We start from the raw sequence: 23,542 nt of genomic DNA on the forward strand, positions 1-23,542 counted from the left end.
TGAACTGCGTGAACCCAGGTTTCGCAAGGTCAGATCCGGATAATGATCGTCCTGTTGTCAGTGGCGCCCGGTACGCTCGAAAGCACGATGACAGAGGACCTCTCCCCGGCCGAGCGGTACGCGGCGGCGCGCATGCGTGCCGCCGAGCAGGCCACCGCGCTCGCGTCCTTCCGCGAGATGTACGACTTCGGTCTCGACCCCTTCCAGATCGAGGCATGTCAGGCACTCGAGGCGGGCAAGGGCGTCCTGGTCGCCGCACCCACCGGCTCCGGCAAGACGATCGTGGGCGAGTTCGCCGTCCACCTCGCCCTCCAGCAGGGCAAGAAGTGCTTCTACACGACACCCATCAAGGCGCTGTCGAACCAGAAGTACTCCGACCTGTGCCGCCGTTACGGCACCGACAAGGTCGGCCTGCTCACCGGCGACAACAGCGTCAACTCCGACGCCCCGGTGGTCGTGATGACCACCGAGGTCCTGCGGAACATGCTGTACGCCGGTTCGCAGACCCTCCTCGGCCTCGGATACGTGGTGATGGACGAGGTGCACTACCTCTCCGACCGCTTCCGGGGGGCCGTATGGGAAGAGGTGATCATCCATCTTCCCGAGTCGGTCACCCTGGTCTCCCTCTCCGCGACCGTGTCCAACGCCGAGGAGTTCGGCGACTGGCTGGACACCGTCCGCGGCGACACCGAAGTGATCGTCTCCGAGCACCGGCCCGTGCCGCTGTTCCAGCACGTGCTCGCCGGACGGCGGATGTACGACCTGTTCGAGGAGGGCGAGGGCCACCGCAGAGCCGTCAACCCCGACCTCACCCGGCTGGCCAGGATGGAGGCCAGCCGCCCGTCGTACCAGGACCGCAGACGCGGCCGGGCGATGCGCGAGGCCGACCGGGAGCGGGAGCGACGGCAGCGGTCCAGGGTGTGGACACCCGGGCGGCCGGAGGTCATCGAGCGCCTCGACGCCGAGGGACTGCTGCCCGCCATCACCTTCATCTTCAGCCGCGCCGCCTGCGAGGCCGCCGTCCAGCAGTGCCTGTACGCCGGCCTCAGGCTCAACGACGAGGAGGCACGGGCCGAGGTCCGCGCCCTCGTCGAGGAGCGCACCGCCGCGATCCCGCACGAGGACCTGCACGTCCTCGGCTACTACGAGTGGCTGGAGGGCCTGGAGCGCGGTATCGCCGCCCACCACGCGGGCATGCTGCCGACCTTCAAGGAGGTCGTCGAGGAACTGTTCGTACGGGGGCTGGTCAAGGCCGTCTTCGCGACGGAGACCCTCGCGCTCGGCATCAACATGCCCGCCCGGTCCGTGGTCCTGGAGAAGCTCGTCAAGTGGAACGGCGAGCAGCACGCCGACATCACCCCCGGCGAGTACACCCAGCTGACCGGCCGTGCGGGCAGGCGCGGCATCGACGTCGAGGGGCACGCCGTCGTGCTCTGGCAGCGCGCCATGAACCCCGACCATCTCGCAGGCCTCGCCGGCACGCGCACGTACCCGCTGCGCTCCAGCTTCAAGCCGTCCTACAACATGGCGGTCAACCTGGTCGAGCAGTTCGGGCGGCACCGCTCCCGCGAACTGCTGGAGACCTCGTTCGCGCAGTTCCAGGCGGACCGCTCGGTCGTCGGCATCTCCCGGCAGGTGCAGCGCAACGAGGAGGGACTCGAGGGCTACAAGGCCTCCATGACCTGCCACCTCGGCGACTTCGAGGACTACGCGCGGCTGCGCCGCGAACTCAAGGACCGCGAGACCGAGCTGGTCCGGCAGGGCGCCGCCCAGCGGCGTGCCGAGGCCGCCGTGGCGCTGGAGAAGCTCAAACCGGGTGACGTCATCCATGTGCCGGCGGGGAAGTACGCCGGTCTGGCACTGGTGCTGGACCCCGGTCTTCCGGCCGGACGGGCCAACGGGCATCGCGGCTTCGAGGCGCACGACGGGCCGCGCCCGCTGGTGCTGACGGCCGAGCGGCAGGTCAAGCGGCTGGCCTCGATGGACTTCCCGGTGCCGGTCGAGGCGCTGGAGCGGATGCGGATCCCGAAGTCGTTCAATCCGCGTTCCCCGCAGTCCCGCCGGGACCTCGCCTCCGCGCTGCGCACCAAGGCCGGGCACATCCCGCCGGAGCGGGCCCGCAAGAAGCGGTCCCAGGCCGCCGACGACCGCGAGATCGCCCGGCTGCGTACGGCGATCCGCGCGCACCCGTGCCATGGGTGCGCCGAGCGGGAGGACCACGCCCGCTGGGCCGAGCGCTACCACCGGCTGCTGCGGGACACCTCGCAGCTGGAGCGGCGCATCGAGGGGCGCACCAACACCATCGCGCGCACCTTCGACCGGATCGTGGCGCTGCTGACCGAGCTGGACTATCTCCGCGCCGACGAGGTCACCGAGCACGGCAAGCGGCTCGCCCGGCTGTACGGGGAGTTGGACCTGCTGGCCAGCGAATGTCTGCGGGCCGGCGTGTGGGAGGGGCTCGGCCCCGCCGAACTCGCCGCGTGCGCCTCCGCGTTGGTGTACGAGGCGCGGGCCGGGGACGACGCGATGGCGCCGAAGCTGCCGTCCGGCAACGCGAAGGCCGCGCTGGGGGAGATGGTCCGGATCTGGGGGCGGCTCGACGCCCTCGAGGAGGACTTCCGGATCAACCAGACGGAGGGCGTCGGGCAGCGTGAGCCCGATCTCGGCTTCGCCTGGGCCGCGTACATGTGGGCTTCCGGGAAGGGGCTCGACGAGGTGCTGCGGGAGGCGGAGATGCCGGCGGGGGACTTCGTGCGGTGGTGCAAGCAGGTGATCGACGTTCTCGGGCAGATCTCGGCGGCGTCCGCCGCGGAGGGCTCGACCGTGGCGAAGGCTGCGCGCAAGGCGGTTGATCAGTTGCTGCGGGGGGTCGTGGCCTACTCGTCGGTGGGGTGAGGGGGGGCGACGGCGGGTACGGGGAAGCCGTGGCAGGCCGCGCTCATGCGGCCCAGCCGCAGACCGACCCGGCCCCGCGCCCTTCGAGGCCCCTATCCTCGGCGCTCGCCCAGAAATGAGCGCCAGCTGCCGTGATGCGTGATGTCCTCCGCTTCCTTCAGCGCGCCCGGCTCGCACAGGAAGCCCGGCACCCTGCTGCCGTCCGACAGCTCGACGCTGCCCAGTGCCATCGGGCGGGGGAGGGAGGCCAGCAGGCGGCCCAGGCCCTCCGCCGGCAGACGCCAGATCTCGGTCTCGATCTCTGCGCCGCCCTCTCCCACGTGTTCCAGGCCCGGCTTCGGGGGTGTCGTGCGCAGGGCGTGCAGCCGGTAGGCGGCGGCCGTCGTCGTCGTACGGTCCAATACCGCACCCAGGGCCAGGAGCTGGGGGTTCAGCGGCTGGCCCGTCAGGTGTGCCCCCACCACCGCCAGCCGGGTCTGCGGCCGGAGCAGCTCTGCGATCCTCGCCAGCCGTTCGTCCGTGCAGGCCCGGCCGATCAGCATCACGCCGAACGGGAGGCCGTTCACCTCGCCGGCCGGGGCGGCCACCGCGGCCAGGTCGAAGAGGTTCGTGGAGTTGGTGAAGCGGCCCAGGCGGGCGTTGGCACCCAGCGGGTCGGCGGCGACCTCGGCGAGGGTGGGGTGCCCGGGGGCGGTGGGGAGGAGCAGGGCGTCGGCGTCGGCGAGTTCCGACAGGGCCCGGGTGCGCAGGGCGGCCAGGCGGTCCTGGTCGGCGAAGAGCCGGTGCGCCGGGATGTCACGGGCACGGGTGATGATGCCGGCCACCGTCGGGTCGAGGCCCTCCCCGCCCTCTTCGATCAACTTGTCGACAAAGCTCCCCACCGCCGTGTAGCGCTCGGCGACGAACGCGCCCTCGTACAGCATCGCCGCGGCCTCGGTGAAGGGCGTCAGGTCGAGGGTGCGGATCTCGGCGCCGGCCGCCGCGAGCTGCCCGACCGCCGACTCGTACGCCTCCTGCCAGCCTTCGTCGAGTTCCCCCAGCTGGGTGAGCGGCGGGACCGCGACACGCCAGGGACCGGGGGCCCGGCCCGGGACGGACGGGACCGTGCCGGTGGCCATGTGGGCCAGAGCCCGCTCCGCCTCCGCCAGCGTGCGGGCGAACACGGTCACGCAGTCCAGCGAGGCGCACGCGGGGACGACGCCCTCGGCCGGGACGAGGCCGCGGGTGGGTTTCAGGCCGACGATGCCGTTGAAGGCGGCCGGGACCCGACCCGAGCCCGCCGTGTCCGTGCCGAGCGCGAAGTCGACGATGCCGAGGGCCACGGCGACGGCCGAGCCCGAGCTCGAGCCGCCGCTGATGCGTGCGGGGTCGTGGGCGTTGCGGACCGCGCCGTGCGGGGAGCGGGTTCCCACCAGGCCCGTCGCGAACTGGTCGAGGTTCGTCGTGCCCAGCAGCAGCGCGCCCGCCGCGCGCAGACCCGCGACCACCGGGGCGTCCTCGGCCGGCCGGTAGGCGTATGCCGGGCAGCCCGCCGTCGTGGGCAGGCCGGCCACGTCGATGTTGCCCTTGGCGGCGAACAGCCGGCCGGCCAGAGGGAGGCGTTCACCCCGGGCCACACGCTCGTCGAGTGAACGCGCCTCCGCCTCGACCTCCTGCCGGGGGCGCAGGTCGATCCAGATCTCGGGGCGGTCGGTGGCCTCGATGCGGGCGTAGGCGGCGCGGACACGCGTGACAGTGCTGGACATGCTCCGGTTCCTCTTTCAGTTCGCGGCCGGGGCCAGGACGACCAGTGCCGTCCCCGCCTCCACCTGGTCGCCCGGCCTGGCCAGGACCTCCGCCACCACACCGGCCATCGGCGCGTGCACCCTGGACTCCATCTTCATCGCCTCCAGCGCGAGCAGCGGCTGTCCCGCCGTCACCTCGTCGCCCGGCGAGACGTTCAACTGCCATACGGACGCCGCGAACTCGGCTTCCACGAGGCGGCCGCCCGCCGGGACCGTCACCTCGGCCGGCGCGGCGGCCGGGGCGGAGGCGGCATCGGCCCGGGCGAACTCGCCCGCGGCCTCCCACGCGTCCCGCTCCGCCGCGAACGCGGACTGCTGCCGCCCGCGGAACTCCGCTATGGAGTCCGCGTGTTCGGTCAGGAAGGACTGGTGGTCGGCGAGGGAGAACGTGCCGTCCTCGATGCGGGGGACGAAGCGGCCGGAGATGATGTCGGCGCGCAGGTCGAGGAGTTCGTCCGCGTCGACCGGGTACCAGCGGATCCGGTCGAAGAAGCGCAGCAGCCAGGGCGAGCCCGTCTCGAAGGCACCGCGCTGCTGCCACGGCGACCACACCTGGGTCGTCCGGCCCACGAACTGGTAGCCGCCGGGGCCCTCCATGCCGTAGACGCACAGGTACGCTCCGCCGATGCCGACCGAGTTCTCGGCCGTCCAGGTGCGCGCCGGGTTGTACTTCGTCGTCACCAGGCGGTGCCGGGGGTCGAGCGGGGTGGCGACCGGGGCGCCGAGGTAGACGTCGCCGAGGCCCAGGACCAGGTATTCGGCGGCGAAGACCGTGTCGTAGACGTCCGCCGGGGTGCCGAGCCCGTTGACGCGGCGGATGAACTCGATGTTCCACGGGCACCAGGGGGCGTCGTCGCGGACCCCCGCCATGTAGCGGGCGATGGCCTCGCGGGTGGCCGGGTCGTCCCAGGAGAGGGGGAGGTGCACGGTACGGGAGGGGACCACCAGCTCGTCGCTGGGAGGCAGCGACGTCACCGACCGCCGTACCGACGCCAGGAGTTCGTGCTGCGGAAGGCGGGCCGGGTCGGTCTGGATCTGGAGGGAGCGGATGCCCGGGGTCAGGTCGGTGACCCCCGGCAGGGCGGCCGCCGACACCGCCTCCATCAGGGCGTGCACACGCATCCGCAGCGCCAGGTCGAGCTGCATCGGGCCGAACTCGACCAGCAGGTTGTCGTCGCCGCTGCGCCGGTACGTCACGTCCCCGTCCCGGGCCAGGACGCCGCCGTCGACGATCTCGGGGCGCGCCGCGCCGGACACGTCCACCGGCCTGAAGCGGACCGTGTCGCCCGGGCGCAGCTGGCCCAGCTTCCAGCGCTCGGAGCTGAGCACGGTCGCCGGGCACACGAACCCGCCGAGCGAGGGGCCGTCCGGGCCCAGCAGCACCGGCATGTCGCCCGTGTAGTCGACGGCTCCCACGGAATACGGCGTGTCATGGATGTTGGACGGGTGCAGGCCCGCCTCGCCGCCGTCGGTGCGCGCCCAGCGCGGCTTGGGCCCGACCAGCCGCACCCCGGTGCGGGCCGAGTTGAAGTGGACCTTCCAGTCCGCGGCGTAGAAGTCGCGGATGTCGTCCTCGGTGAAGAACTCCGGTGCGGCATGCGGGCCTTCGACGGCGCCGAGGTGCCAGACGGAGGTGAAGGACGGACGGTCCTCGATCTCCGTGCCCTCGGCGGTCGTCCCGCCGTGCAGCACGTCTCCCGTGCGCAGCGCCCGGCCGCCGTGGCCGCCGAACCGGCCGAGGGTGAAGGTGCTCGCGCTGCCCAGGAAGGCGGGGACGTCCAGGCCGCCCGCGAACAGGACGTAGGTGCGCAGCCCGTGCTCGCTCGGCGCGCCGATCTCCAGCAGCGACCCGGCCGGCACGGTCACCGGCTTCCACTGCGTCACCGCCGAGCCGTCCACGGTGACGGGGGCCGGGGCGCCGGTCACGCACACGGTGGTGGGGTGGCTGAACCTCAGCGAGGGCCCCTGGAGCGTGCATTCGAGACCGGGGGCGCCTTCGGGGTTGCCCAGCGCACGGTTGCCGAGCCGGAAGGAGCGGTCGTCCATCGGGCCGGACGGCGGGACGCCGACCTGCCAGTGGCCGGTGCGGCCGGGCCAGTCCTGGACGGTGGTGAGGGTGCCGCCGGAGACGACCTCGACGCGCGGCGTCGGGTCGTGCACATCGGCGAGGGTCGCCGTGGAGTGGGACGCCGTCACGAACCGGGGATCCGCGAGCGCCGCCCGCACCAGGCCGAGATTCGTCTCGATGCCGTCGATACGCGTGCGGGCCAGGGCCTCGTCGAGGCGGGCGAGCGCGTGGGCGCGGTCCGCGCCGTGGGCGATGACCTTCGCGAGCATCGGGTCGTACGACGTCGTCACCTCGGTGCCCGTCTCCACCCAGCCGTCGACCCGCACCCCCGCCGGGAACTCGACCCGCGTCAGCAGGCCCGCGCCGGGCCGGTGTTCGCGGCTCGGGTCCTCGGCGTACAGGCGGGCCTCGACGGCGTGGCCGCGTGGCGGTCCGGGATCGTGCACGACGTCCCGCTCGCCGCGCGCCAGGCGCAGCATCCAGGCGACCAGGTCGACGCCGTAGATCTCCTCGGTGACCGGATGTTCCACCTGCAGGCGGGTGTTGACCTCGAGGAAGTAGGCCTCCTCGCGGACCGCGTCGTACACGAACTCGACCGTGCCGGCGGAGCGGTAGCCGACGGAGGCGCACAGGTCGCGGGCGGATGCGGCGAGCTGATCGCGTATCCGGTCCGGGAGGCCGGGGGCCGGGGCCTCCTCCAGGACCTTCTGGTTGCGGCGCTGGAGGGAGCAGTCGCGGTCGCCGAAGGTGACGACCTTGCCCTCGCCGTCGCCGAAGACCTGCACCTCGACGTGGCGGGCGTGCTCGACGAGCCGTTCCAGGAAGACGCCGGCGGAGGAGAAGGAGGCGGCGGCGACGCGCTGGACGCGTTCCCAGGCGTCGGTCAGTTCGTCCGCCGAGCGGCAGGCGGACATGCCGATGCCGCCGCCCCCGCCCGTCGCCTTGAGCATGACCGGGTAGCCGATGGCCCGTGCCTTCTCCAGTGCCTCGGGCAGATCGGAGAGCAGACCGGTGCCCGGTGCCAGGGGCACACCGGCGGCCTCGGCGGCCGCCCGGGCGGTGTGCTTGGCGCCGAACAGCTCCAGCTGTCCGGGCGTCGGACCGACGAACACGACACCCGCGTCGGCGCAGCGGCGGGCGAAGACCGCGTCCTCCGAGAGGAAGCCGTAGCCCGGGTGGATCGCGTCCGCACCGGTGTCCTTGGCCGCCTTCAGGACCAGATCGGCGTCGAGGTACGACTCCTTCGCGGGCGCCGGGCCGAGCCGTACCGCCTCGTCGGCGAGCCGGACGTGGGGTGCCGAGCGATCGGGGTCGGAGTACACGGCGACCGTGCGCAGGCCCAGTTCGCGGGCGGTGCGGATGATCCGGACGGCTATCTCGCCGCGGTTGGCGATCAGTACCTTCTCGAAGCTCACGAGGCTGCCCCGGTGATCGTCATCTCCACCGCCGTCGGCTCGAAGCCGTTGCAAGGGTTGTTGATCTGGGGGCAGTTGGAGACCAGCACGAGGACGTCGCGTTCGGCGCGCAGGGTCAGGGCGAGGCCGGGGGCGGAGAGGCCGTCGACGATGCCGAGGGTGCCGTCCTTCTCGACGGGGACGTTCATGTACCAGTTGATGTTGGAGACCAGGTCCCGCTTGCCGAGGCCGTGCTTCGCGCCCTCGGCGAGGAAGTTGTCCACGCACGCGTGCTGCGCGTAGGTGTGGTGGCCGTAGCGCAGGGTGTTGGACTCCTTGGAGCAGGCGCCGCCGACGGTGTCGTGGCGGCCCACGGCGTCCGCGGTGACCGTCATCAGCGGGGTGTGCTCGTTGGACATCAGCACGCTGCCGGTGGTGAGGAAGATGCCGCCCTGGGCGTGGATGGTGTCGGGGGCGCTGTAGCGCACGGACGTGTCGTGGGCGTCGTAGACGAGGAAGTCGACGGCCTGGTTGCCGTGCAGGTCGGTGATGGTGAGCGTCTCTCCGGCGCGGACGACGGACGACCAGGCGGCGCGGGCCGGGACCACGGTCTTCGTGCTCATGCGAGCCCCCTCGCGGTGAGGAATTCGGCGGTGTTGAGGAAGGCGCGGCGGCCCTCGGGGGTGGCGTTCCACAGCGGGTCGCCCGGTGCCGTCGGTGCCGCGCGCCAGGCGAGGACCTCCAGCGGGGTGCTGACGTAGTCCGGGCGGGGGTCGGCCGGGTGCGGCACGTTGGCGATCAGGACCGTCAGATCCTGTTCGGCGCGCAGGGTGACGCTGCCGCCCGGTCCCGCCGAGCCGGTGAAGTCGAGAGTGCCGTCCTCGCGGACCTCCACGCCCTGGAAGAACGCCAGGGACGGTGGCAGGTCGCGGGGCTCGAGGCCGTTCTTGGCGGCGGCCAGCTTGAACAGCTCACGGCCCGCGGGGGAGGGGCTCTGCGGGGTGCCGTCGCCGTAGCGTTCGGTGTTGCGGACGAGCGTGGAGGTGCCGCAGAGGGCGTCGTGCCGGCCGGAGGTGTCGGCGATCACGGAGGCGAGGACGCGGCCCTGGTCGGACAGGAGCAGCACGCCCTCACCGAGGTAGGCGTTCCACTGGACCTTGACCGTGTCCGCGACGTTCAGCCGCTCCCAGGGGCGGCCGTCGACGTGGAGCAGCAGATGGGCGCAGGCGTCGCCGCGCAGATCGGTCAGGCGCAGTTCGGTGCCGCGGGCGAGGACCCGGTGGGTGTAGTTGCCGCCCGCCACCGTCTCGGCCCACACCAGGTGGCCCGCCTCGCAGGGCGGGGCCGGCCAGTCGGCCGCCGGGACGACGGGCATGGCCTCGGCCCGGGTGCCTTCCTGGGCGCGGGCGTGGGCGCGTGCTCCGTAGGTGGTCGCTGTCGCCGCCATCGTGGACCTCCGGCTGCCGGATGAGACGTGCTGGTGGATAATTTCTGTCGCCCGACAGAAATTAGGGGCGGGCCGGGTCGCGGGCATTGCCCGCGTGTTGCCGCTCGGTTACCGACCCCTCACCCGGACTTGCCCGCGGACCACCCGGAGATCGCCCGGCGCCACCCGGGGATCACTCGGGGATCGCCTGGAGATCACCCGGAGACCGGTGGGTGCGGCCGTGTGCGAGGATCGAACGCATGGAGAGCAGCGGTGGGGGCGGCGGGCGGCGGGTCGGCAGGCCCCGGGCGGCGCAGCGGCCGGACAGCGGACTCGAGCCGCGCGCCGAACTGCTCGCCGCCGCAGCGGAGTTGTTCACCATCCGCGGCTACGCCGCCACCACCACCCGGGCCGTCGCCGAGCGCGCCGGGATGCGCCAGGCCTCCATGTACCACTACGTCTCCGGCAAGGAGGAACTCCTCGCCGACCTGTTGGAGTCCACGGTCACACCCTCGTTGACGTACGCCCGCGCGCTGCTCGCCGACGACGCCCGTGCGGCCGAGGAGCGGCTGTGGGAGCTGTGCCGCACCGACGTGGAGTTGCTGTGCGGCGGGTCGCACAACCTCGGCGGGCTGTACCTGCTGCCCGAGGTGCGCGCCGAGCGGTTCGCCGGATTCCATGCCGTGCGGGCCGAACTGAAGGACGCCTACCGGCAGTTGATCGCCGCGACGGCCGCGGGCGGCGTGCTCGCCAAGAGTGAGCTGGACCTGCGCACCGATCTCGTCTTCGGGCTCATCGAGGGTGTGATCCTCGTGCACCGCTCCGATCCCGACCGGTCCGTCTCGGAGTTCGCGCGCGCCACCGCCGACGCGGCGCTGCGCATCACGGGGGCCTGAACCCCGCCTGGGAGTGACCGCCTCACCTGTTCAGGTGAACGTGATCCCGCACGCCCGCACATCGTTACTCAGTGTGTTCGAATGGTGCCCAAGGGTGTAAATGGGGCTGAGGTTACTCCACTCGCACAGCCGGTTTCAGACGGTTGCCGAATATGACACAGCGATGATCCGGTCGGACTAAGCTCGCCCGCGGCGCACCGAGTTGAGGTGTATTCGTGCGTCTGTTCCCAATTGTTCCGAAGATGCCGACAGATCCCTACAGAGGGTGCCCACATGGTGAGTGTTCAGTCCCCACCCGGTCGCCGAGAAGTGTCCTTCGCGCGTCTGCTGTTGCTGCCGGCGATACTGACGGCCGCGGCGTCCGGAACCGCTGCCGCGCTGGTGGCGGCGCACTCCCGGGTCGCCGTCGGCGTCTGTGGAGCCGTCGCCACCCTTGTGGTCACCGCGATGGGGTCCGGTGCCCTGCGCCGCGCCCGCCGGCAGGCGGAACTGCGCGCGGAGAACGACCGGCGCATCGCCCGTCTCGAACGGCGGCTCGCCACCTACCAGGACGAGAACTTCCGTATCGCCGACAAGTTCATGCCCCTTGGCGTGGAGTGGCTGCGCGGCGGAAATTCCCCCGACGAGGTGATGCTCCACATGGGTGATGTGGACGCCACCTTCAACGACTTCGACGAGTCGCAGCGCGCCATGTACCTGAGGTTCCTGGACGCCGTCGACTACGAGCAGGCCCTGCGCGACTCCGCCCAGCGCGCCTTCGTCAGCGTCGCCCGCCGCGTCCAGGCGATCGTCCACCAGCAGTCCGCGGAACTGCGGGAGATGGAGGAGGACCACGGGCGCAACCCCGAGGTCTTCGACGATCTGCTGCGCATCGACCACGGCACCACCATGATCGGCCGCCTCGCCGACTCCATCAGCGTGCTGGGCGGCGGCCGCCCCGGCCGCAGCTGGCCCAAGCCGGTCGCCATGTACAGCGTGCTGCGCGGCGCGATGTCCCGGATCCTGGACTATCCGCGCGTCAAGCTCGACAACATCGCCCAGGTCAACATCAGCGGCAACTCCGTCGAGCCGCTCATCCACGCGCTCGCCGAACTCATGGACAACGCCTGCCGCTTCTCTCCGCCGCAGTCCAAGGTGCACGTCAACGCCCTCGAGGTGCAGACCGGCATCGCCGTCGAGATCGAGGACGCCGGCGTCAGCCTCAGCGAGGAGGCCCACGCCAAGACCGAGAAGATGCTGGAGGACGCCCGGCGCGACGTCACCATGCAGGACCTCGGCGGCGCCCCACGTCTCGGCCTCGCGGTCGTCGGCCGGCTGTGCAAGTCGTTCAACCTGAAAGTGTCGCTGCGCACTTCGGCGTACGGCGGGGTCCGGGCCGTGCTCATCGTGCCCCGCGAGATGCTCACCACCGACCCCGCCCCCGGCTACGCGCACGGCATCGGCGCCGCCGCCGCGCAGATCAACCTCAGCGCGCTCGAGGGCCCCAAGCGTCCGCCCAAGAAGCGCCGCCCCACCAACCCGAAGATCCCGGCGGGCGTCTCGCTGGAAGACGACGTGCCCGTGGTCACCGAGTGGACCGACAAGGGTCTCCCGCAGCGCCGCAGCAAGGCGACGATCCCGATCACCGTGCGCTACCGGGAGGCCTACGCCGCCCAGGAGGCCGCCGAACGCGCCGAGCGCGAGGGCAAGCCGGACCCGTTCGAGCAGGCCCGGCCCGAGCCCGTGAAAAAGAAGAAGAAGCAGGAGCCCGGAGTGGCCTTCGAGGCCTTCTGGGAGGGCCTCAAGAAGATCGCGCCGCCCGGGGTCCACCCCACCGACTTCACCCGCAATCCCACCGCGTACCTGCACCTGATCGAAGACAAGCCCAAGCCCGAGGCCGACGACGAAGGGGACCTCACGTGATCCAGCAGCGCCAGAACTTCGACTGGGTGCTCAAGGAGCTCTACGACGGCGTGCCGGGCATCGAGATGATCGTCGTGCTCTCGGCAGACGGACTGCGCATCGCCCGCTACGCCGGTGAACCCGACGCCGCGGACCGCGTCTCCGCCGCCTGCGCCGGCATGCAGAGCCTGGCCACCGCCATCGCCCAGGAGATGGAGTGCGTCGAGGGCGACATGAACCTCATCATGATCGAGATGGACGGCGGCTACTTCTACATGATGTCCGCCGGTGCCAACGCCTATCTCGCGGTCCTCTCCGACGTGTGCTGCGAACCGGGCCGGATGAGCGCCTCCATGCGTGACCTCGTCGTCCGGATCGGCGCCCATCTGACCAGCCCGCCCCGCCGAGGCGGCCGGCCCGTATGACCACGCCCCCGCAACGCCGGCGGCGACAACCCGTAGCGGTCCCGGCCCCCGAGCCGCCCCCGCCCCCCGCAGAATCCCGGGAGGAAGAGGGGGAGAGGAAACCCGAGCGGTTCTACACCATCACGGGGCCCGACGGGGAGCGGGCGCTGCTCGACCTGGTGACGTTGGTCGTGGCGCGCGCCGACCGGCCCTCGTCGGCCTCCCCGGAACAGACGGCCGTGCTGCGGATGTGCGCCGCCCCGCTCTCGGTGGCGGAGCTGTCGGCCTATCTGGGCCTGCCGTTCAGCGTGGTGTCGGCGCTGCTCACCGAGATGCTGGCGGCCGGCCTCGTGCAGGCGCGCGCCCCGATCGTCCGGCAGAAGCTTCCCGACCGTTCCCTCCTCGAAGCGGTGATGCATGGACTTCAACGTCTCTGACACACTCCCCGGCCCCCGGGCCGAGGACCGGCTTCCGCAGACCGTCACGGCCGCGGCGAAGATCGTCATCGTGGGCGGCTTCGGCGTCGGCAAGACCACCATGGTCGGCTCCGTCAGCGAGATCAAACCGCTGACCACCGAGGAGACCATGACCCAGGCCGGCATCGGCGTCGACGACGACTACGGCTCCGACACCAAGACCGCCACCACCGTCGCCATGGACTTCGGCCGCATCCGCATCACCGACAAGGTGGTGCTGTACCTCTTCGGCACCCCCGGCCAGGAGCGCTTCTGGTTCCTGTGGAACGGCCTCTTCGAGGGCGCGCTCGGTGCCGTCGTGCTGGTCGACACCCGCCGCCTCGAAGTCAGCTTCGAGGTCATGGGACGGCTGGAGGAGGGCGGCGTGCCCTTCGTGGTCGCCGTCAACACCTTCCCCGACGGCCCCCGTTACCCCCTCGACGACCTGCGTGCCGCCCTCGATCTGCCACCGGAGATCCCGATCGTGGAGTGCGACGCCCGCCGCCGGGCCTCCAGCCGCGACGTCCTGATGACCCTGATGCGCTTCCTGCACTCCCTCGCGCTGACCGACAGCCTCACCTGAGCCATGCCCCGACAGCCGTACACCCCCGGGCACCCGCACACCCCGCCACCCGCCACCACCGGATCCCCCACCGTTTCGGAGCGAGACCTGTGACGCCTGAAAAACCCACCACGACCGGACCGCACGACCTCGCCCTGGACCCGCCGCCCGGCTGCCCCGCCCACGTCCCCGGCGGACTGCAACGGCTCTACGGCCCCGGCGCGGAGGATCTGGGCGAGCTGTACGAGCAACTCCGCGAGCAGCACGGTCCCGTGGCACCGGTCCTGCTCCACGACGACGTGCCGATCTGGGTGGTCCTCGGCCACGCCGAGAACCTGCACATGGTGCGTGCGTCCACGAACTTCACCCGGGACAGCCGTACCTGGACCCCGCTGCGCGAGGGCATGGTCAAGCCCGATCACCCGCTCATGCCGCACATCGCCTGGCAGCCCATCTGCTCCCACGCCGAGGGCGAGGAACACAAACGGCTGCGCGGCGCGGTCACCGCGGCCATGGCCACGCTCGAGGAGCGCAGCGTGCGCCGGTACATCCACCGGGCCAGCCAGTACCTGGTCAACCGGTTCTGCGAGGAGGGCCGGGCCGACCTGGTCGGCCAGTTCGCCGAGCACCTGCCGATGGCGGTGATGTGCCAGATCCTCGGCATGCCCGAGGAGTACGACGACCGGATGGTGGCCGCCGCCCGCGACGCGCTCAAGGGCACCGAGACCGCGCTGGCCAGCCACGAACATGTGGTGGACGCGCTGAGCCGGCTCACCACGCGCCGCCGAGCCGAGCCGGCCGACGACTTCACCAGCCATCTCATCGCCCACCCGGCCGGACTGAGCGACGACGAGGTCCGCGAGCACCTGCGGGTGGTCCTCTTCGCCGCCTACGAGGCCACCGCCAACCTGCTGTCCAACGCGCTGCGCATGGTCCTCACCGACCCGCGGTTCCTCGCCCGGCTCAACGGCGGCGAGATGACGGTGGCGGAGGCGGTCGAGCAGTCCCTGTGGGACGAACCGCCGTTCAGCACCATCCTCGGCTACTTCGCCACCAAGGACACCGAACTGGGCGGCCAGCGCATCCGCCAGGGCGACGGCCTGCTGTTCGCGCCCGCCCCCGGCAACGTCGACCCGCGGGTACGGCCCGATCTCTCCGCCCATATGCGGGGCAACCGCTCACACCTCGCCTTCGGCGGCGGCCCGCACGAATGCCCCGGCCAGGAGATCGGCCGCGCCATCGCCGACGTCGGCGTCGACGCGCTGCTCTCCCGGCTGCCGGACATCCAGCTCGACTGCGACGAGGACGACCTGCGCTGGACGACGTCGATCGCCTCCCGTCAACTCGTGGCGCTGCCGGTGTACTTCGAGCCGAAGCCGCAGCAGGACGTCAAGCTCAGGCCGACCCACGCGCCCGTCCCGTCGCAGCGGACCGCCCGGCCACTGCACATCGACCCGCAGCCCGCCGCGGCCGCCGCGGAGCCCGCGGCCACCCCCCGACCCGGGCCACAGGTACCGTCCGACGCGCCGCCACGGCCCGCCGACGCGGAGCATCCGGTCCGTCGGCCCAGTGCCTGGCGGCGCTTCCTGGCCTGGTGGCGCGGCTACTGACCGATCCGACCGCCCGCCCACCGGGTGTACGACGTCCAGGCCTCGAGCGTCCGGCCGCTGCGCAGACGGTGCTCCGCCCCCGTCACCGGATCGGTGAACTCCAGCTCCCGCGCCAGCAGTTGCAGCGGGCGCCGGAAGTCACCGGCCGGCACCGGGGCGGTCACCTCCGGGTAGAGCGGATCGCCGAGGATCGGCACGCCCAACGCGGCCATGTGGACCCGCAGTTGATGGGTCTGCCCGGTCTCGGGGAACAGCCGGTACAGGGCGAGGCCGTCCGCCCGGTGCTCGACGGGCTCGATCCGGCTGACCGCGTTCGGTTCGCCCGGCACCTCGTACGCGGCGAGCACCCCGCGCTCCTTCACGATCCGGCTGCGCACGGTCACCGGCCAGGCGCGCGCCGCCTCGTACGGGGCGACGGCCTCGTACACCTTGCGCACCCGCCGGTCACGGAACAGCGTCTGATAGGCGCCGCGCTCCTCGGGCCGCACCGTGAACAGGACGAGCCCGGCGGTGAGCCGGTCCAGGCGGTGCGCGGCGCCGAGCGTGGGAATGCCGAGCTCCCGGCGCAGCCGGGCCAGCGCGGTCTCGGTGACATGGCTGCCGCGCGGAGTGGTGGCCAGGAAGTGCGGCTTGTCGACGACGACGATGTGCTCGTCGCTGTGCACGACCTCCAGCGGGAAGGGCACCGGCACCTCCGGGGGCAGCTCCCGGTGGAACCACACGAACATCCCCGGCACGTACGGCGCGTCTGGCGCGACCGCCCTTCCGTCGGCCCCGACGACAAGCCCGGCCTCGAGCATCCCGTCGACGACCCCGACACCAGCGCCGCCGAGCCGCTCCACCAGATGCTCCCGCACGGTGGCCCAGCCGCCCACGCCCGGCAGCCGCACCCGCACCGGGTCGATCCCGTCGCGCTGCGGGAGGGGCGAGGGCGGGGGAGGGGGACGGCGTCTCATCGCCCTCAAGACTACGGCGCCCGGCACCCCCGTCGGCGGCGGGAAAAGCTGTTGGACGGCTGCTGCCCCCTTGGCAGGATGCGGGACATGCCCTTCACCGCACCCTTGGCCCTGCCTGCCGGAACGCTGTCCAAGATCCCGCAGCCCGTGCTCACCACCGGCGATGGACTGGACCTGCGCCCCTGGCGAGCGTCGGACGCCCCCGCAGTCCACGCCGCCTTCCAGGACCCGCTGATGCACCAGTGGCACATCAGGGCCGCCGACTCCGAGGAGGAGGTCGCCGGCTGGATCACCGAGTGGCAGGAGAGCTGGGGCACGGAGAAGAGCGCCCAGTGGGCCGTGGCCGACGCGGACACCGGCCTGCTCCTGGGGCGGGTGGCGCTGCGCGCCATCGTGCTGGTCGAGGGCCTGGCGGAGGTCGCCTACTGGACCACGGCGGCGGCCCGCGGCCGGGGCGTCGCGCCCAGGGCCACGACCGCGCTGACCCGCTGGGCCCTGGACGAGATCGGCTTCCACCGCCTGGAACTGATGCACGCCACCGCCAACGAGGCCTCCTGCCGCGTCGCCGCCAAGGCCGGCTACACGCTGGAGGGCACCAAGCGCAGCGCCTCGCTCCACCAGGACGGCTGGCACGACATGCACCTTCACGCGCGCGTGCAGGGCGACTGACGGCACCCGCCCGCCAACCGCCCTCCACGCGCGCGTGGCGCCGCGGCACGGCCTACGCGGCTGCCGTCTCCGGTACGGCGGCCGCCGGAACCGAGGTGCGCCCGCGGTACGCGCGGAAGGCGACGCCCGCCGCGACCGTCATGGTCAGGAACAGCACGGTGAACCACTGGAAGTACCGGTGTCGGGTTGACCGGGCCGCCGCCGGTGTGTGCGCTCACTGAGCGATCCGTTTCATCCATTCCGCGGCTGTCTGCGCGAGACGCCCGCGGACGTCGTCTGCGCCTTGGCCCACCTCGCCCGCGACCTGGTGCCAGGGCGTGATCAGTCGCGTGGGATGCGCCCCTTGCTGTGCATCGCGGTACGGACGCGTTCCTCGGCGAGGCCGCGGCCGGCGGCATGCGGGGTCACCTCTCGGCGCTCGGCTTCGTCGAGGACGGTGACCGTATTGGCCCGCAGCCTGGTCGAGATCGTCTCGAAGATCGTGGCGGTGTCCGGCCGGAAACCGGAGTAACGGGCATCCATCGCGAAGGCGGCGGCGACGACGCCGCCGGCGTTGGCGACGAAGTCGGGGACCACCGTGATGCCGCGCTGAGCGAGGATGCCCTGGGCTTTCGCGGACGTGGGCAGATTGGCGCCTTCCACGACGAGCTTGGCCTTGATCTCGTGAGCGGCGGTGTGGTCGATGACGTCCTGCAGTGCGGCGGGCACCAGGACGTCGCAGTCCACGGTGAGTTCCGTCCCGGGAGCGAGAGTGGTGCCCCGGCTCGGGCGGGTGACGAAATGGTCGCCGTGCTCCTGACGGGAGACCAGGAGGTCCTCGACATCGAGGCCACTGGGGTCGTGCAGGGCGCCGTGGGCCGTGGAGACCGCCACGACGGTGGCACCGAGTTCCGCGAAACGCCGGGCGGCGGCGCTGCCGACGGCCCCGAAGCCCTGGATGGTGACGCGGGAGCCGGCCAGGGCGAGACCCTGGCGCCGGGCCGCGGCATCGGTTGCCTCTGCGACCCCGTAGCCGGTGACGCCGAGCTTGTCGTACGCCACGCCGCCGAGGTGCTCGGGGGTGCCGACGGCGGCCCCGCGGTCGCCCAGCTCGTCCTGGATGATGGCGGCGTCGCTCTCGGTCAGCCCCATGTCCAGCCCCATCACGTACTCGCGGGGCACCTCGTTGGACAGGGCCCGGGCGAACGCCCGCAGGATCGCCTCCTTGTCGCGTGAGGCGGGGTCGGCGACGATGCCTGCCTTTGCGCCGCCGTAGAAGAGGTCGACGCCGGCCCACTTCCAGGTCATGACACGGGCGAGGCGGGCCACCTCGTCGACGGTCACGGTGGGGCTCATGCGGGTTCCGCCCTTGCCGATGCCCCGGGCGGTGTTGTCGATGACCAGGACGCCCTTCATGCGGGTGCGTCGGTGGGAGACGACGACGATTTTCTCGGGGCCCCAGTCGTCGACGAGGGAGAGCGCGTCGGTCACGGGTGTTCCTTGTCGGTGGAGGAGGAGCGGCGGGTATCAGGCGGAGGTGCCGGCCGGGGGCAGCGCGCGGGCGATGAGCTGCGCGAAGTGGGTGCCCGTACGGTCGGTCTGCTGTGCGATCTGGGTGCGGCAGCTGAAGCCGTCGGCAAGGATGTGCGTGTCCGGTGCGGCCGAGCGCACGGCGGGGAGCAGGACCTGTTCGCCTGCGGCGACGGAGACGTCGTAGTGGCCGCGTTCGAAACCGAAGTTGCCGGCCAGGCCGCAACAGCTCGAATCCAGCGTCGTGTTGTCGACCCCCATGCGGCGCAGCAGCGCACTGTCGGCGCCGAAGCCGGAGGTGGCGTGCTGGTGGCAGTGGGTCTGGCTGATCGAGGTGGCTTCGACTTGTGGGGGCTGCCAGTCGGGCGCCCGGTGGACGAGGAGTTCGGCCAGGGTGACGGTGGACCGGGCGATGGCGCGGGCGTCGGCGTTTCCGCCGAGGAGTTCGGGCAGGTCACTCCTGAGGGCGGCGGTGCAGCTGGGCTCCAGGCCGACGACGGGGATGCCCGCGCCGGCGGCGGGGCCCAGGACGGCGGTGGTGCGCCGGGCGATGCGGCGGGCTGTGCCCAGCTGTCCGGTGGTGATCCAGGTCAGTCCGCAGCACTGGGTGCCGTCGGGGACCTGGACGCGGAAGCCGGCGCTCTCCAGCACGTCGACTCCGGCCTTGAGGACGTCGGGGGTGAAGTGGTTGTTGAAGGAGTCGACCCACAGCATGACCGGGCCGCGGTGTCCTTCGCCCTGGGGTGCGCGGTCGCGGAACCAGGTCAGGAAGGTCTGGTCGGCGAACCGGGGAATGTCGCGCTGCGCGGCGATCCCTCCGAGCCGCTTGATGACGGGGGCCAGACGGGAGGAGGTCAGGGCGTTGACCAGTCGTGGCACACGGGCGGCCGCCCGGGACAGCAGGGGGAGCCAGCCCATCGTGTAGTGGGAGGCGGGCCGGATCCGGCTCTTGTAGTGGTGGTGCAGGAACTCGGACTTGTAGGTGGCCACATCCACGCCGACGGGGCAGTCGGCGCTGCACCCCTTGCAGGACAGGCACAGATCGAGGGCGTCGCGGACTTCCGTGGACCGCCATCCGTCGGTGATCACCTCGCCCTGGGTCATCTCGTACAGCAGGCGTGCACGGCCGCGGGTGGAGTCCTTCTCGTCCAGGGTTACCCGGTAGCTGGGGCACATGACGTCGCCGCGGTTGCTTGCGGAGCGGCACTTGCCGACGCCGACGCAGCGGCGGGTGGCCTTGGCGAAGTCACCGCCGTCCGCGTGGAAGGGGAAGACGGTGGTCAGGGGCAGCGGGGTGCGCCGGGGGCTGACCCGCAGATTGCCGTCGACGGGCAGCGGGTGCACGATCATGCCGGGGTTGAGGCCGTTGTCGGGGTCCCAGATGTTCTTGAACTCCTCGAACAGGGCGATGACCTCGGGCCCGTACATCAGGGGCAGCAGCTGGGATCGTGCCTGGCCGTCGCCGTGTTCGCCCGACAGCGAGCCGCCGTGCGCGGCGATCAGTTCGGCGGCCTCGGTGACGAAGGTGCGGAAGACGGCGGTGCCCTGCTCGGTGGTGAAGTCGAAGCTGATACGGACGTGCAGACAGCCCTCGCCGAAGTGCCCGTAGACCGCGCCCCGAAGATCGTGCTGCGCGAGCAGCTGGGTGAACCGGCGCAAGTAGGAGCCCAGTTGACCGGGCGGGACGGCCGCGTCCTCCCACCCGGGCCAGGCTTCGGAGCCTCCCCCAGCCTCCGGCCGGGAGGTGCCCCCAGGCAGACGTGTGGCCAGGCCCGCTCCGTCCTCGCGGATCCGCCACAGTCGCCGGGCCCGCGCGGGATCGATGACGACCTCACTGCCGGTGAAGCCCGTGGCCTGCCGGGCGGTCTCGGCGAGTTCCGTGGCCCGCAGCGGCAGTTCGTCGGCTGGGCCGCCGAGTTCGGCGAACAGCCACGCCTGGGCGGCGGGCAGGTTGTCGATCGCGGCGCGGGTCTCCGGCCGGGTGACGATGTCGGTCAGCGCGTGGTCGAGTCCCTCCAGCGCCAGCAGCCGGTGTTCGAGCAGGGCGGGCACGGCATCGGCCGCGGCGCAGGCGTCCTGGAAGCCGAGGACGACCAGGGCGCGGGCGGGCGGCGGGGAGATGAGGCGGACGGTCGCCGAGAGGATCACGGCCAGCGTGCCCTCGCTGCCGACAAGGGCCCGGGCGAGGCTGAAGCGCCGCTCGGGCAGCAGGTGCTCCAGCGCGTACCCCGACACCTGGCGGGGGAACTGCCCCAGCTTGGTGCGCAGCGCCGCCAGATTGCTCTGGGCGAGCCGGTACAGGGAGGCGATCAACTGGGCGCGGTCATCACCGGCGGCCATGGCCTCGTCGATCTCGTCCTGGGTCATCTCGCCGAGGCGGACCACCGTGCCGCGGTAGGTGACCACTTCGAGTTCCGTGACGTTGTCCGCGGTGCGGCCCCAGGCCAGGGAGTGGGTTCCGCACGCGTTGTTGCCGATCATGCCGCCGAGCGTGCAGCGGCTGTGGGTGGAGGGATCGGCGCCGAACAGCAGGCCGTGCCCGGCGGCGGCCTTCTGGAGATCGTCCAGAACGATGCCCGGCTCCACCGTCGCGGTACGCGCCTGGGGGTCCAGGGCGATGAGGCGATTGAAGTAGCGGGAGAAATCCAGCACGACTCCTGAACCGACGGCCTGCCCGGAGGTGCTGGTGCCCGCGCCCCGGGATGTGACCGGCACGCCGAGGCGGCGGCACACGGCAAGTGCATTGAGGACGTGCAGGCGCTCGCGCGGGAAGACCACCGCCAGCGGAATCCGCCGGTAGTTGGAGGCGTCGGCCGAGTACTGTGCGCGGCGGCCGACATCGCCGGCGACCTCGCCGCAGTTCCCCCGGCCGAGGGCTTCGGTCACTGCTGCCGCATCCACGCTGCCGAGGCCTTGCACTGTCGTGGCCACTGGTGCTCGCTCCTTCGTGCTCACCGGTCGCGTTCGACCCGGCCACCCCACGATGTCCGCCGACCAGGCCACGCCACAAGGCCCAGCAGACCGAAAGCATTGACACTCCAGAGCAAGGATTACTTATGCTCGGGCCTCTGTGCGTCTCGGGAGCCCGTCTTGCTGAAGCCTCTGCATCTGCTTACGTTGAAGGCCGTCGTCCGCAGCGGATCGTTCGCCGTCGCAGCCCGCGACCTCGGCTACACGGCCTCCGCGATCTCGCAGCAGATCTCCGCCCTGGAAAAGGAGACGGGGCTGGTCCTGTTCGAGCGGGAGGCGCACGGGATCCGTCCGACCACTGCGGCGCACCGCCTGGTCGACCTCGGTGCGCGGGTGCTGGCCGCCATGGACGATCTGGATTACCAGGTGCGGGAACTCGCCACCGGCGCCACGGGCCGACTGAGACTGGGCAGTTTCCCGACGGCGAGCGTCAGGCTGGTGCCTGCCGCGCTCCGGGCGCTCGGTGAAACGCATCCGCGCGCCCAGATCCACCTTGACGAGGGCGAACCCGAAGAGCTCATCGCCTCGCTCGGGAGCGGCGACCTGGACATCGCGCTGGTGTACGAGTACGGGCTCAGTCCGCGGCAGTGGCCCGACGGACTGACCTGCCATCACCTGTTGCGGGAGGACCTCATCCTGCTGCGGCCACACGGCAGCGCCCTGGGCACGCATCTTCCCCACCTGTCCAGGGCGCGGTGGATCACCAGCCGCGAAGGCACGGCAGGGGCCCTGTCGCTCACCCGGCTGTGCGCCGCCGCCGGATTCGATGCCGCGGTGGCCTTCCGCAGCAACAACTACGACGTGGTGCGGGAGCTGGTCTCCGCCGGCCTCGGAGTGGCTGTCGTACCGGCTCTCGGTCACGTACCCAGTGAGGACATCGAGGCCACCCGCCTGACGCAGCGCTCCGCGCACCGCCAGGTGATGGCGTTGCACCGCGCCGGCAACAGCAATCCCCTGCTGGCCACGATGCTCGATGCCCTGCGGCGTGCTGTGCCGGCCGGCGAGCCGTATCTGCACCCGGCCTAAGCCAGGGAGGCCGGGATGCCGCGCCGGGTCCCGGCCACCGCCCGCAGGACGTCGACCAGCGCCGCCACCGTGGGACGACGCTCGGCGGAGGAACGGAACACCACGACGATGTGCCGCTCCACCGTTTCGCGCAGCCTCACCACGTCGAAGCGTGAGGCGCGCAGTCTGAGCATCAGATCCGTCACGGTGCTCACCCCGATGCCCGCTTCGACCAGCGCAAGGGTGGCCGCGGTATCCGTCACCTCGTGCTGCACATCCGGCTCGAAACCTGCCCGCCTGCAGGCGGTGCGCACGGCGCGGCCGTAGTAGCTGTCGGCCGACGCCATGATCCATACCAGGTTCTGAGTGTCGGCCAGGGCGACCTCTTCCCGGCCGTCCATCGATCCGACGGGCACCGCGAGTGAGAACCGCTCCCGGTAGAGCTGCACCACCCGCAGGGCCGGATCGCGAGGGATGGGCAGATCCGGGTAGTCCAGGCCGAGCGCCAGGTCCACGCCGCCGGAGGCGACGGCGTCGTACACCTCGTCCACGTCCATGTCGCGGCTGTGCACGGCCAGCCCGGGATGGGTTTCGCGCACCCGTCGCAGGGCCTGCGGCAGAATCTCGGCGGCGGCCGTGGCGAACAGGCCGACCAGCAGCACCCCTGAGATCTCGTTGCGACTGCGCTCCAGGGCCTGGACCGCCTCGGCCTCCGTGGACAGGATCCGCTCGGCGTGATCGGCCAGCGTCATCCCGGCGTCGGTCAGCTCCACCCGTCGCCCCACGCGCTGCAGCAGCTCCATGCCGGTTGCCTTCTCCAGCGCGGCGATCTGCTGGGAAACCCCGCCTGGGGTGTATCCCAGGGCCTGTGCCACCGCGGTGATGGTTCCGCGCCGGCGCAGCTCAACCAGGGAGCGCAGCTGGGAGCTGGACCAGTCCATATAGGGATTCTAATAGATCAGACGTACTAACTGTTCATGGACGTCAACGGTTGGGGGCGTCACGATGACAGGCAGATAGCTGATCAGCGCTTCTCACCACAAAACCGACAGCCCAAG

At 71.7% G+C, this 23,542-nt stretch carries 17 protein-coding genes; 9 read left to right on the forward strand and 8 right to left on the reverse strand.

Features of this window, described 5'->3' with window-relative positions; all coding sequences use genetic code 11:
- The first annotated feature begins 42 nt into the window (after positions 1–42).
- Entirely contained in the window at positions 43–2,895 is a 2,853-nt protein-coding gene (locus ABT057_RS14865; RefSeq protein ID WP_352343275.1) for a DEAD/DEAH box helicase, read from the forward strand.
- A gap of 92 nt (positions 2,896–2,987) precedes the next feature.
- Here ABT057_RS14865 and atzF read toward each other — a convergent pair whose 3' ends face one another.
- From atzF to ABT057_RS14885, 4 genes are read right to left on the reverse strand one after another with little or no spacing between them, the layout of a single operon-like run.
- The gene (atzF, locus tag ABT057_RS14870) at positions 2,988–4,640 is read right to left on the reverse strand and encodes an allophanate hydrolase (protein WP_352343276.1); all 1,653 of its coding nucleotides are present in this window, start codon (positions 4,638–4,640) and stop codon (positions 2,988–2,990) included.
- Positions 4,641–4,655: 15 nt separating this feature from the next.
- A complete protein-coding gene (locus ABT057_RS14875; protein ID WP_352343277.1) occupies positions 4,656–8,162 on the reverse strand; it encodes a 5-oxoprolinase/urea amidolyase family protein in 3,507 nt (1,168 codons plus the stop codon).
- Positions 8,159–8,764 carry an urea amidolyase associated protein UAAP2 gene (locus tag ABT057_RS14880; RefSeq protein ID WP_352343278.1) on the reverse strand — a complete coding sequence of 202 codons (606 nt, stop codon included), beginning with the start codon at positions 8,762–8,764 and terminating at the stop codon, positions 8,159–8,161. The genes ABT057_RS14875 and ABT057_RS14880 overlap by 4 nt, the downstream gene beginning before the upstream one ends.
- A complete protein-coding gene (locus tag ABT057_RS14885; RefSeq protein ID WP_352343279.1) occupies positions 8,761–9,588 on the reverse strand; it encodes an urea amidolyase associated protein UAAP1 in 828 nt (275 codons plus the stop codon). Before ABT057_RS14885 ends, ABT057_RS14880 begins: the two co-directional genes overlap by 4 nt.
- Before the next feature lie 239 nt (positions 9,589–9,827).
- On the opposite strand from ABT057_RS14885, the gene ABT057_RS14890 reads away from it, so the two are divergent.
- From ABT057_RS14890 to ABT057_RS14915, 6 genes are all read left to right on the forward strand, one after another.
- The gene (locus ABT057_RS14890; RefSeq protein ID WP_352343281.1) at positions 9,828–10,463 is read left to right on the forward strand and encodes a TetR/AcrR family transcriptional regulator; all 636 of its coding nucleotides are present in this window, start codon (positions 9,828–9,830) and stop codon (positions 10,461–10,463) included.
- 273 nt (positions 10,464–10,736) lie between these two features.
- A complete protein-coding gene (locus ABT057_RS14895) occupies positions 10,737–12,365 on the forward strand; it encodes an ATP-binding protein (protein ID WP_352343282.1) in 1,629 nt (542 codons plus the stop codon).
- The gene (locus tag ABT057_RS14900) at positions 12,362–12,769 is read left to right on the forward strand and encodes a roadblock/LC7 domain-containing protein (protein WP_352343283.1); all 408 of its coding nucleotides are present in this window, start codon (positions 12,362–12,364) and stop codon (positions 12,767–12,769) included. The genes ABT057_RS14895 and ABT057_RS14900 overlap by 4 nt, the downstream gene beginning before the upstream one ends.
- A complete protein-coding gene (locus tag ABT057_RS14905) occupies positions 12,766–13,185 on the forward strand; it encodes a DUF742 domain-containing protein (RefSeq protein ID WP_352343284.1) in 420 nt (139 codons plus the stop codon). Before ABT057_RS14900 ends, ABT057_RS14905 begins: the two co-directional genes overlap by 4 nt.
- Positions 13,166–13,786: a GTP-binding protein gene (locus tag ABT057_RS14910; RefSeq protein ID WP_352343285.1), complete on the forward strand. Its 621-nt coding sequence runs from the start codon at positions 13,166–13,168 to the stop codon at positions 13,784–13,786. The genes ABT057_RS14905 and ABT057_RS14910 overlap by 20 nt, the downstream gene beginning before the upstream one ends.
- Positions 13,787–13,875: 89 nt before the next feature.
- The gene (locus tag ABT057_RS14915) at positions 13,876–15,375 is read left to right on the forward strand and encodes a cytochrome P450 (RefSeq protein WP_352343286.1); all 1,500 of its coding nucleotides are present in this window, start codon (positions 13,876–13,878) and stop codon (positions 15,373–15,375) included.
- On the opposite strand, the gene ABT057_RS14920 is transcribed toward ABT057_RS14915, so the two are convergent.
- A complete protein-coding gene (locus ABT057_RS14920; protein WP_352343287.1) occupies positions 15,369–16,331 on the reverse strand; it encodes an RluA family pseudouridine synthase in 963 nt (320 codons plus the stop codon). The two genes, ABT057_RS14915 and ABT057_RS14920, sit on opposite strands and share 7 nt — an antisense overlap.
- A gap of 78 nt (positions 16,332–16,409) precedes the next feature.
- Between ABT057_RS14920 and ABT057_RS14925 the strand changes: the two genes are divergently transcribed.
- Positions 16,410–17,000, forward strand: coding sequence for a GNAT family N-acetyltransferase (locus ABT057_RS14925; protein WP_502973907.1), 591 nt, complete (start codon positions 16,410–16,412; stop codon positions 16,998–17,000).
- Between the two features lie 321 nt (positions 17,001–17,321).
- Here ABT057_RS14925 and ABT057_RS14930 read toward each other — a convergent pair whose 3' ends face one another.
- Together ABT057_RS14930 and ABT057_RS14935 are read right to left on the reverse strand one after the other, a co-directional pair.
- A complete protein-coding gene (locus ABT057_RS14930; RefSeq protein WP_352343289.1) occupies positions 17,322–18,470 on the reverse strand; it encodes a Glu/Leu/Phe/Val family dehydrogenase in 1,149 nt (382 codons plus the stop codon).
- A 36-nt stretch (positions 18,471–18,506) separates the two neighbouring features.
- Complete coding sequence (locus tag ABT057_RS14935; RefSeq protein ID WP_352343291.1) at positions 18,507–21,440, reverse strand: FAD-binding and (Fe-S)-binding domain-containing protein; 2,934 nt, start codon at positions 21,438–21,440, stop codon at positions 18,507–18,509.
- 159 nt (positions 21,441–21,599) lie between these two features.
- Between ABT057_RS14935 and ABT057_RS14940 the strand changes: the two genes are divergently transcribed.
- Positions 21,600–22,505 (forward strand): LysR family transcriptional regulator, encoded by a 906-nt coding sequence (locus ABT057_RS14940; protein WP_352343293.1) that lies wholly within the window; start codon positions 21,600–21,602, stop codon positions 22,503–22,505.
- Here the strand turns inward: ABT057_RS14940 and ABT057_RS14945 are convergent.
- On the reverse strand, positions 22,502–23,425 hold the full coding sequence (locus tag ABT057_RS14945) for a LysR family transcriptional regulator (RefSeq protein ID WP_352343295.1): 924 nt from the start codon (positions 23,423–23,425) through the stop codon (positions 22,502–22,504). The two genes, ABT057_RS14940 and ABT057_RS14945, sit on opposite strands and share 4 nt — an antisense overlap.
- Between the last annotated feature and the right edge of the window lie 117 nt (positions 23,426–23,542).

Origin of the sequence: Streptomyces sp. NPDC002588, from assembly GCF_040295925.1 — a bacterium.
Lineage (GTDB): Bacteria > Actinomycetota > Actinomycetes > Streptomycetales > Streptomycetaceae > Streptomyces.

Excerpts from the sequence above, each read along its gene's own strand:
- ABT057_RS14865 (WP_352343275.1), top strand. The coding sequence starts at position 43 with ATGATCGTCCTGTTGTCAGTGGCGCCCGGTACGCTCGAAAGCACGATG.
- atzF (WP_352343276.1), bottom strand. The coding sequence starts at position 4,640 with ATGTCCAGCACTGTCACGCGTGTCCGCGCCGCCTACGCCCGCATCGAG.
- ABT057_RS14880 (WP_352343278.1), bottom strand. The coding sequence starts at position 8,764 with ATGAGCACGAAGACCGTGGTCCCGGCCCGCGCCGCCTGGTCGTCCGTC.
- ABT057_RS14885 (WP_352343279.1), bottom strand. The coding sequence starts at position 9,588 with ATGGCGGCGACAGCGACCACCTACGGAGCACGCGCCCACGCCCGCGCC.
- ABT057_RS14890 (WP_352343281.1), top strand. The coding sequence starts at position 9,828 with ATGGAGAGCAGCGGTGGGGGCGGCGGGCGGCGGGTCGGCAGGCCCCGG.
- ABT057_RS14895 (WP_352343282.1), top strand. The coding sequence starts at position 10,737 with ATGGTGAGTGTTCAGTCCCCACCCGGTCGCCGAGAAGTGTCCTTCGCG.
- ABT057_RS14905 (WP_352343284.1), top strand. The coding sequence starts at position 12,766 with ATGACCACGCCCCCGCAACGCCGGCGGCGACAACCCGTAGCGGTCCCG.
- ABT057_RS14910 (WP_352343285.1), top strand. The coding sequence starts at position 13,166 with ATGGACTTCAACGTCTCTGACACACTCCCCGGCCCCCGGGCCGAGGAC.
- ABT057_RS14920 (WP_352343287.1), bottom strand. The coding sequence starts at position 16,331 with ATGAGACGCCGTCCCCCTCCCCCGCCCTCGCCCCTCCCGCAGCGCGAC.
- ABT057_RS14925 (WP_502973907.1), top strand. The coding sequence starts at position 16,410 with ATGCGGGACATGCCCTTCACCGCACCCTTGGCCCTGCCTGCCGGAACG.
- ABT057_RS14945 (WP_352343295.1), bottom strand. The coding sequence starts at position 23,425 with ATGGACTGGTCCAGCTCCCAGCTGCGCTCCCTGGTTGAGCTGCGCCGG.